Annotated in this window: 7 protein-coding genes; 1 reads left to right on the top strand and 6 read right to left on the bottom strand. The window is 39.6% G+C overall.

Annotation, left to right across the window (positions count from 1 at the left end; all coding sequences use genetic code 11):
* Positions 1-36 precede the first annotated feature (36 nt).
* Positions 37-672 (top strand): FMN-dependent NADH-azoreductase, encoded by a 636-nt coding sequence (locus V7Z64_RS09310; protein ID WP_297988217.1) that lies wholly within the window; start codon positions 37-39, stop codon positions 670-672.
* Between the two features lie 236 nt (positions 673-908).
* Here V7Z64_RS09310 and V7Z64_RS09305 read toward each other — a convergent pair whose 3' ends face one another.
* The 6 genes from V7Z64_RS09305 to licT form a co-directional block, all read right to left on the bottom strand.
* Entirely contained in the window at positions 909-2,249 is a 1,341-nt protein-coding gene (locus V7Z64_RS09305; protein WP_297988214.1) for a GntT/GntP/DsdX family permease, read from the bottom strand.
* A gap of 86 nt (positions 2,250-2,335) precedes the next feature.
* Positions 2,336-3,877: a gluconokinase gene (locus V7Z64_RS09300; RefSeq protein WP_297988212.1), complete on the bottom strand. Its 1,542-nt coding sequence runs from the start codon at positions 3,875-3,877 to the stop codon at positions 2,336-2,338.
* Positions 3,870-4,889: a LacI family DNA-binding transcriptional regulator gene (locus V7Z64_RS09295; protein WP_297988220.1), complete on the bottom strand. Its 1,020-nt coding sequence runs from the start codon at positions 4,887-4,889 to the stop codon at positions 3,870-3,872. The genes V7Z64_RS09300 and V7Z64_RS09295 overlap by 8 nt, the downstream gene beginning before the upstream one ends.
* Positions 4,890-5,165: 276 nt before the next feature.
* Positions 5,166-6,605 carry a glycoside hydrolase family 1 protein gene (locus tag V7Z64_RS09290; protein ID WP_297988210.1) on the bottom strand — a complete coding sequence of 480 codons (1,440 nt, stop codon included), beginning with the start codon at positions 6,603-6,605 and terminating at the stop codon, positions 5,166-5,168.
* A 102-nt stretch (positions 6,606-6,707) separates the two neighbouring features.
* Positions 6,708-8,624, bottom strand: coding sequence for a beta-glucoside-specific PTS transporter subunit IIABC (locus tag V7Z64_RS09285; RefSeq protein WP_297988207.1), 1,917 nt, complete (start codon positions 8,622-8,624; stop codon positions 6,708-6,710).
* A gap of 192 nt (positions 8,625-8,816) precedes the next feature.
* The gene (licT, locus tag V7Z64_RS09280) at positions 8,817-9,647 is read right to left on the bottom strand and encodes a BglG family transcription antiterminator LicT (protein ID WP_297988203.1); all 831 of its coding nucleotides are present in this window, start codon (positions 9,645-9,647) and stop codon (positions 8,817-8,819) included.
* Positions 9,648-9,960 lie beyond the last annotated feature (313 nt).

The raw sequence follows: 9,960 nt of genomic DNA, 5'->3' as shown, positions 1-9,960 counted from the left end.
TAAGTAAGTGTAAACTTACATCAAGGAGGAACTGTTATGGCCAAAGTATTGTATATTACCGCAAATCCAAAACAAGAACATGAATCGTTTAGCTTGTCCGTCGGTCGCGCGTTTGTCAACGCCTACAAGCAACATCATCCCGAAGATGAAATCGTTGAATTGCACGTATATGACATGGACATCCCTTATATTGATGGAGATGTGTTTAACGGTTGGGGCAAACTTCAACAAGGACAAGCATTTGACCAATTAAACAAAGATGAGCAAGCAAAAATCGCACGTATGAACGAGCTATGCGATCAATTTATTGAAGCTGACAAATATGTATTCGTCACACCAATGTGGAACTTTAGCTTCCCTCCAAAATTGAAGGCATATATCGATACGCTTTGTATCGCCGGAAAAACGTTTAAATATACAGAAGAAGGGTCTGTTGGACTACTAAAAGGGAAAAAAGCGCTTCACATTCAAGCACGAGGAGGCATATATTCTGAAGGTCCGGCGAAAGAAATGGAGTTTGGTGACCGCTATTTAAGAGCTGTTCTCGCTTTTATCGGCATAACAGACGTTCAAACGATTGCGGTCGAAGGTATGAACGCTTTTCCAAACGAAGCAGAAAGCATTAAGCAACAAGCGATCGAACGAGCAAAAAAAGCAGCGAAACAGTTTTAACAACAAACAGGGCGTCCAGAAAGTCAAAATAACTGACTTTTTGGCGCCCCTTTATTGCTGCAATATGTTGTTTTCACATGTTTAACCATTTCTCTAAGAGTATTCGCCGAGTCCAGAGGCAAATTTCTCTTCAGCAACTCCCGATACTTCTTACAGCTCTTCAAACATCGGTTGTACTGCTTTATTCGTCTCACCCCTGCCGACATTTGCTGAATAACAGACGATCTATTGTACAGTTAAATAAACCAACTAATCGCAAATACAACGGAAAACCCGACCAGCGCAATCATTGTTTCCATTACTGTCCATGATTTCAACGTATCCTTCACTTCTAAACCAAAGTAGCGATTCACAAGCCAAAATCCTGAGTCGTTTACATGCGAAAGAATCGTCGCCCCTGCCGCAATTGCGATAGTAATTAACCCTAATATTGGACCTGTCAGCTGCAATGTTTCTATAAATGGAGCCATTAACCCTGCAGATGTCACCATCGCAACTGTAGCTGAACCTTGTGAGACGCGAACGAGCGCCGCAATAATAAACGCAAGAACAATCGGCGGCAACGATGATGTCGACATCATATCTGCAAGCACTTTGCCAACGCCTGAATCGACTAAAATTTGTTTAAATACTCCACCAGCACCTGTGACAAGAATAATAATTCCTGCCGGTTCTAGTGCCTTCGTTGCAATATCCTGTACTTGCTGTTTGGAAAGTCCCCGCTTTCGTCCTAAGAAGTAAAAAGCGAGTAAAGTAGCAATCGTTAAAGCGACAAACGGATGACCTAAAAAGGTGAACAGCGATCGAAGCATATTTTTCTCTGGCAAAACAACACCTGAAACCGTATTCATTAAAATGAGCAACAAAGGAATGAGAATGATCGTCGCGATTAATCCAAAACTCGGCAAATCTTGTTCATGATCATGTTCTTTCCATTCCATATAAGTCGGAATAGAAGCGTGAATCTTCTTTGAAATATACTTTCCGAACAACGGACCAGCGACAATCATCGCAGGAATACCCGCAATAAACCCAAATAAAATGACCCAACCTAAATCCGCACCGATTAAATTGGCGACTGCAATTGGTCCTGGTGTCGGCGGAATAAAACTATGTGTTACCGCCAGACCAGCAAGTAGAGGAATACCATAATATAAAAGAGAACGTCCTGTCTTTTTCGCTAATCCGTAAACAATCGGTACGAGAATAATAAACCCTACGTCGAAAAATACCGGAATGGCAACTAAAAAGCCAGTAATTCCAAGCGCCCACTGCGCCTTACTTTCGCCAAATTTTTTCATCAACGTCTGTGCTAAACGTTCAGCTCCCCCGGATGCTTCAAGCATTTGACCGAACATTGCACCTAATCCAACGACAACCGCTACAAAACCAAGCGTTCCTCCCATTCCGTTTTGAATGGACTCAATGACACTTTTTAGTGGCATGCCTGCCGCAATTCCAACAAGTAAACTAACGAGCAATAAAGCAACGAACGCATGCAATTTCGAACGAATAATAAGAAATAATAATAAGCTAATTCCAGCAATCACAATAACAATTAACGAAGATGATGCCATCTCCTCCAACTCCCCCTTGTTTTTATTTTAGAAAGCGCTTACAATTACTAAACCGATTTAGTTGCGAAGTGAATCCCCCCCTCTCGTTATACATATTTACTTTGAAACGAAGAAATGACTCGAAATTCATCTTTTAACTGCCTATACAATCTTGTATACAAGTCAAATAGTTCCGCATAAATCGCTGTATGCTGCTCATTTGGCTCATGACGCGATGAAATGCGTAACCATGACTTTACTTCTTGTAGTGAAACAATGTCCCCCGTCGCATAAAGAGCTAGTGCTGCAGCCCCTAGCGCGGACGCCTCATGCGTGTCTGGCACAAGCAACTCTTTCCCCATCATATCGCACAACATTTGGCGCCAAAACGTTGACTTCGCGAATCCACCTGACACCCGAATTTCTGATAACGGTCCGGTCACATCACGAACAGCGAGCGCAACAGAAAACACACTCATACAAACACCTTCCATGACGGCTCGAATGAAATGCTCGCGCCCATGTCGCAAGCTAATACCAAAAAATGTGCCGCGCGCATGTGCGTCCCAATACGGCGCACGTTCCCCAGATAGAAATGGCAAAAATAACAACCCCTCTGATCCTGCTGGAACACGTGCAGCGTATTGTGTCAGTAAATCGTATGGATCGATTCCTAGTCGTTTAGCTACCTCTTTTTCTTGTGCCCCAAATTCGTCGCGTAACCAGCGTAATAAAATGCCACCATTGTTTGTCGGGCCTCCGACGACCCACTCATTTTCTGTCAACACATAACAAAACGTTCGCCCATGTTCATCAGTTTTTGGAAGTGATGAAATCGTTCGCACCGCTCCACTTGTGCCAATTGTTATTGCAGCTTCATGCGGCAACACTGCGCCGACCCCGACATTGGCGAGCACCCCATCACTCGCCCCAATGACGACAGGGGTATGTGCAGAAATACTGAGCTGTTCTGCCCACTTTTTGTCCATTCCTCGTAACGTATATGTCGTCGGAACAAGCTGAGATAGTTGCTGGCGGTCAATATGAAGCAGTCGCAAAATTTCTTCGTCCCAATCAAACGCCTGTAAAGAAAATAGGCCGGTTGCCGAGGCAATTGAATAATCGACAACATACTGATGGAACCATTGATATAGTACATATTCCTTTATCGAAATAAACTTATGCGCTCGTTCGAATACATGTGGCTCATGCTCTTTAAACCACATCAATTTCATAAGCGGCGACATCGGATGAATCGGTGTGCCTGTTTTTTTATATATCTCTATTCCACGTTTTGTTTTTTGCCATTGCTCCGCCTGCTTACTGCTGCGATTATCTGTCCAAATCATGCAATTTGTCAACGGACGATGATGCTCGTCAACTAAAATTAATGAATGCATTGCTGCACTTATTCCAATCGCTTTCACTTGTTCAGCTGAAACATTCCCTTTGTATACAGCCCCTTGTATGCTTTGTACGACGGCAGAAAAAAGAATATATGGGTCTTGTTCCGCCCATCCTGGTTGTGGATGGAGCATCGGATATTCTACCGCATGCATCGCTCGAATGCGTCCATCCTCTTCGAAAATGACTGCTTTTGTACTTGTCGTGCCAATATCTATTCCGATGACGATTTGGTTACTATTCAATTTTATCTCCTCTTTTCTTTGCTGAATCCCTTTCTATTAACTTTGGAGCAAGCCGAAACATTTGTGGAGAAATGTCGCCGTCCATTTGCATAAACAGCCGTTCCGTAGCTTTTTCCCCCATCTCAAAAGCTGGTTGGGCAATTGTTGTTAGTGAAGGGGTATAAATGGACGCAAACGGAACGTCGTCAATACTGATGAGTGCTATGTCATGTGGAATGGTCAGTTGCCGCCTTTTGGCAAACGTCAACACCTCCATTAATGTTAGATCGTTAATGGCAAATATCGCTTCAGGCAGTTTATCCCGTTGCCAAAGCGCATCTAATCGCCCCGAAATGTGCTTTACTTGCTCGGTAATGATCCATTCTTCTTCGATTGGAAGATTTGCTTCGCGCAACGCATGACGAAATGCATTGATCCGCTCTGTGCGCGGAATGACGTGTGGCGCAAATGGTGGTGCTACGAGCCCAATATGTTTATATCCTTGCTCAATGAAATAATGCACTCCTAATTGGACAGCACGTTCGTTATCTAACAAAACAGCATCTACATCAATTCCTTCAACCGTCCGGTCAACGAATACAACTGGTAATCTTGCTTCGATCATTTTTTTGTATAAATCGACGTTTTTTCCTGTTGGAAAAATAATAAATCCATCCACTTGCTTCGCCCATAGCATATCAATATATTTTTTTTCCTTTTCAGGATCGTCATCTGTATTACAAACGATGACATGAAAATCATGTTGTTGACACATATCCTCAATCGCCCGCAACACTTGTGTCGTTAACATATGTAAAATGTTAAAAACGATTACACCAATCGTTGCTGTTGATTTTTGTTTTAAGCTTCGAGCAATGACGTTTGGGCGGTATTGTAGTTGCTCAATTGCCTCCGCGATACGTCTTCTCGTTTCCTCGCTCATGTACTCATATCTCTTGTTTAAATATTGCGATACTGTACTTTTTGACACGTTTGCTAGCTTCGCTACATCAGCCATCGTCACTTCCTGCAACGCGTTCATTCCCCTTTACTAAATCGATTTAGTAAGTAAACCGGTTTAGCAGTATTATACACAAAAATGAAAGCGTTTTACAATATTTTTTAACAGTATATTCAAAAAAAATGATGTACAAATATGAAATGGAGTTCAGTAAAGGGATACATTCATATTACTAAACTTACAAATATGATTGTAATATGAAAAATCCAGCATTCGCTTGCTGGATTTTTCAACATGATTGTATCCTTAATCTATACTTTATTCACGTGATATCACATTTATTTTGAATTACAGCTCTTCTCCGTTTGTCTCTATTACACGTTTATACCAAAAGAATGATTTTTTCCTTCTTCTCTCTAACGTTCCCGATCCGTCATCATGTTTGTCGACGTAAATATACCCGTAACGTTTGCTCATTTCGCCAGTTGATGCGCTAACTAAATCAATGCATCCCCATGACGTATACCCCATGAGCTCTACTCCATCTTCAATCGCTTCCCCCATCGTTCTAATATGTTCACGCAAATATTCAATGCGGTAATCATCATGAATTGAGCCATCTTCCTCTATTTTGTCATATGCTCCAAGCCCATTTTCAACAACGAACAAAGGTTTTTGGTACCGATCGTAAAGTTCGTTTAGTGCAATACGAAGGCCGATAGGATCGATTTCCCATCCCCAATCGCTTGCTTGTAAAAATGGATTTTTCACTCCGCCAATAATATTGCCTGACGTCATTTCTTCAGGTGCCTTTGTCTTTTTTACTGTCCGAGACATATAATAGCTAAAGCTAATAAAATCAACAGGATATTTTTTCAACAACTCAATATCTCCGTCATAGACATCTAGTTCGATCCCATTCTCTTTAAAGAAACGTTTTGCGAATGATGGATACTCCCCGCGTATTTGCACATCACCACATAAATAGTTAAATATGCGACCTTCTTGTAAAGCATGTAAAACATTTTCTGGATGACAATCAAAAGAATACGTAGGGGCATAAATAAGCATGCATCCAACTTTTGCGTCTGGAATCGTTTCGTGGGCTGCCTTTACAGCTAAACTACTCGCAACGAATTGATGATGCAACGCTTGAAAAATATGTTGTAAGCGCTCCTCTTCATTTTCCGGTAAAAAGCCGAGACTTAAAATCGGGAAATGAATGGCTCCATTGATCTCATTAAATGTTAACCAGTATTTTACTTTATTTTTATAACGCTCAAACAACGTCTTTGCGTATCGCTCAAAAAACGAAATAAGTTTACGATTTTTCCATCCCCCGTACGCTTTAACGAGATGAAGCGGCATTTCATAATGAGAAATCGTCACAATTGGTTCAATCCCATACTGATGAAGCTCATCAAACACAGCATCATAAAATTTCAATCCTTCTTCGTTCGGTGTCAACTCGTCACCGTTTGGGAAAATTCTCGACCACGCAATACTCATTCGGTATGCTTTAAATCCCATTTCAGCAAATAAAGCAATATCTTCTTTGTAACGATGATAAAAATCAATCCCATCATGGTTTGGATATACATATTTTGACTTATCTATTTCAAAGTTAAATGTATTTCCTGCCAACACATTCAAACGTACTTTCCCACCTGGTAATACATCAGCAATACTCAGTCCTTTCCCCCCTTCTTGATAAGCACCTTCTAATTGGTTCGCCGCTGTGGCTCCCCCCCACAAAAAATTCTCTGGAAAATGATAAGTTTTATTCATCGTAACAACCTCCTCGAATATTTTTTATAGATTAAATACGATTGGTAAGTCCGATGAAAAGGATAGAGCATTCTTTCATCGGACTTTCTACACTTACATCCCCTAAGCATAAATTTCTAGTAACGTTTCGTTTTGACTAATTGTACCTTTTGAAGTCGATTTGACCTCTGAAAACTTTTCACTATTCGTTATAACGATTGGGGTGACTAATTCATACCCCGCTTCTTTAATCTTATCAATATCAAATTCAACAAGTAGATCCCCAACCTTTACTGCATCTCCCTGTTTCACATGTGACGTAAAATATTGTCCCTCTAGTTTCACAGTGTCCATTCCAATATGAATCAAAATCTCAAGTCCATCATCCGAAGTAATACAAATAGCATGTTTCGTTTGAAATAAAGCAGTCACAACGCCGTCAACAGGCGAAACAACTTTCCCCTCTATTGGTTCAATCGCAACCCCCTTTCCCATTGCCTCACTTGAAAAAGCACCATCTCCTATGTTGGATAGCGGAATGACATCACCTCTTAGTGGACTCATTAAAACGAGACTTTTCTTTTCTGTTTTTACCAATGTTGGAGTTACTTCCTGCTCATTTTCCGTATCTTTATCTTTGAACCCTAAGAAGTACGTCAACAAAAATCCGACAACAAAGGAGACAACTAATGAAATAATTGCTCCCCAGAAAGGTAGGTCAAGCCCGGATCCCGGTTGAATATATGTTGGGATAGCAAAAATCCCTAATCCTCCAATCATCCATATCTTACTTGAAAAAGCGCCAATGATGCCGCCACCGACAGCTCCACCGATACAACTCATAATAAAAGGTTTTTTCAACGGCAACGTAACCCCGTAAATTGCAGGTTCTGTAACACCAAAAACACCCGAAATAAAGGCAGGGACACTAAGGGACTTCAAATTTTTATCTTTCGTTTTTAGCATAACAGCTAAAACGGCACCAATTTGGGCAAAGCATACGAAGGTTACTGTAGCTAAAACTGGATCATACTTTAACGTAGCTAAATTATTTATAACAATTGGAACAAGCCCCCAATGCAATCCAAACATAACAAATATTTGCCATAATCCACCTAATAATACCCCCGTCAAGATCGGGCTTAATTTATAAATCCAAACCGTCACGGCACCTAACAAACTTCCTGCCCAAGTCGCAACCGGTCCAATAACAATAAACGTAAGTGGAACCATAATGATAATTGTAAAAAAAGGAACGACAAATGTTTTTATAACATCCGGAATAATGCGTTTTAATCGTTTCTCTAACTTTGCCGCAAAATATGCTGATATAATAATTGGAATAACCGATGATGCATATGACATTAAAATGACTGGTATCCCTAAAAACGTAATATGAATATTTGACTGAAATACTGTTCCATTAAACAACGTATATAGCGGATCACCTGTGGACAACGTACTAACATTTGGATGAACAAGTGCTACAGCAATGGCTATACCAACAAACGGTGTCCCTCCAAATTTTTTCATTGCTGTGTAACCTAAAAATACTGGTAAAAATGTAAATAAACCATCTCCAGCCATATTCAACAGGTGGTATGTTCCTGATTCTTCAGAGACCCAATGAAGTGCCAACAACAAAGCTGCCAATCCTTTAATCATTCCCGTTGCAGCTAAAACACCTAAAATTGGTGAAAACACTCCTGAAATGATGTCAATAAACTTTGCTCCTAAACTCATTTTGCTTTCCTTTGTTTCATCATTCGCTGATGTGTCCATATGAATTCCAGAAACCTCTAAAAAGTTGGCATAAACGTCAGGAACATGGTTCCCGATGACAACTTGATATTGCCCACCACTTTTCATTACTGTAACAACGCCATCTAAATTTTTAATCTCTTCTGTCTTGGCAATAGATTCATCCTTCAACTTGAAACGAAGTCTTGTTACACAATGGTAGACACTCTCAATATTTTCCTTCCCTCCCACTAATCTCAAAATGTCTCTTGACAATGTTGTGTAATCTTTTTTTGCCATAACAGCACCTCCCTTATTTTTGTATCCGTTTTCAGGCATAAAAAATAAAAAAACCTAAATTGCCCGCCAACACGTAATATGGCGAGACAATTTAGGTTTTGCCTGCACAACCAGTAACAATCCTAATTGTCTGAATATTATTCATCTTTCACCCTCACTTTAGCATACGCTTTCATTTTTGTCAATACAAATTTATGTGCGATTTGTTACTCGTTCAATATGAATAGTTAAATACATTGCTTCTTCAGGGGGGAGCGTGCATCCGTGCGTCTTTTGAATATACTCCGCTATTTTCTCCGTGCATTTATACGCTTCATAATATTTTTGTTTCACTAGTTCATGTAAGTCATAATCCTCTTGGCTTAGTAAATTTTTGTTCATCAAACGATGAATGAAAAATTTAAGGTGTGTAAGAAAACGGAAATAATTCAATGATTCTTCATCCAATTGAATTTTGAAATGATACTTTACAATCGTTAAAATATCTTGAATCATTTTTGTCATCGTTGCGACATCGCCCATTTTTTCATTGAGTTCTGCATTAACAATGTGCATAGCAATAAATCCTGCTTCATCCTCTGGTAAATCAATATGAAAATTTTGTTGGATCATTTGTAGCGCTTTCTTCCCGATTCGGAATTCATCTTTATAAATTCGCTTAATTTCCCAAATTAATGGATTCACGATTTGAATTCCTTGCCGATAGCGTTCAATCGCAAAATGAATATGGTCAGTAAGGGAAATATAAATAATGTCATTTAACTTCCTATTTAGTTCCTCTTTCGCATACTTAATAATCTCTTCCGTAATACGAATGTATTCAGTTGGAACTTCGTACAACAATTCTTTAAACTTGCTGATCAAATCTTTGTTGTCCAGTTTAAATACTTTTTCAATCTTTGCTTCATCCACATCATCACCCGACCTTTTTTGAAAAGCAATACCTCTCCCCATAATGACAAGCTCTTTTCCGTTTTCAATAACACTTATGACATTATTGTTAATCACTTTAGCAATTTTCAATACAATCCCCCCCTCTAAATGTAAAATAGTATAGCCTTTATTTAGAAGGATTGATGATTTTTAAGCGTTTGTCAACGAAAAATTTTTTACTACACACAAATGCGTTTTCATACAAAAAAGCTGTCCATAAAAAAAACCGATTAGTCGGCTCTTTTGGACAGCTTTTTCAAATCAAATTAGCACCGAATACGCTGTTTTTTTCCTTATAAGCACGATGCAAACTTGAAGATTAGGCACAGAAAAACAAATCAGCTTTCAAGTTTCAATTCCTTATAGGTACGATACAAACACGAAGATGCGTTTTGTTTCGTCG

Source organism: Anoxybacillus sp., from assembly GCF_036834105.1.
Lineage (GTDB): Bacteria > Bacillota > Bacilli > Bacillales > Anoxybacillaceae > Anoxybacillus.
The sequence above is the reverse complement of the archived record's forward strand: the minus strand, read 5'-3'. Positions and strand labels throughout refer to the sequence as shown.

Coding starts and splice junctions, on each gene's coding strand:
- V7Z64_RS09310 (WP_297988217.1), top strand. CDS start 37: ATGGCCAAAGTATTGTATATTACCGCAAATCCAAAACAAGAACATGAA.
- V7Z64_RS09305 (WP_297988214.1), bottom strand. CDS start 2,249: ATGGCATCATCTTCGTTAATTGTTATTGTGATTGCTGGAATTAGCTTA.
- V7Z64_RS09290 (WP_297988210.1), bottom strand. CDS start 6,605: ATGAATAAAACTTATCATTTTCCAGAGAATTTTTTGTGGGGGGGAGCC.
- V7Z64_RS09285 (WP_297988207.1), bottom strand. CDS start 8,624: ATGGCAAAAAAAGATTACACAACATTGTCAAGAGACATTTTGAGATTA.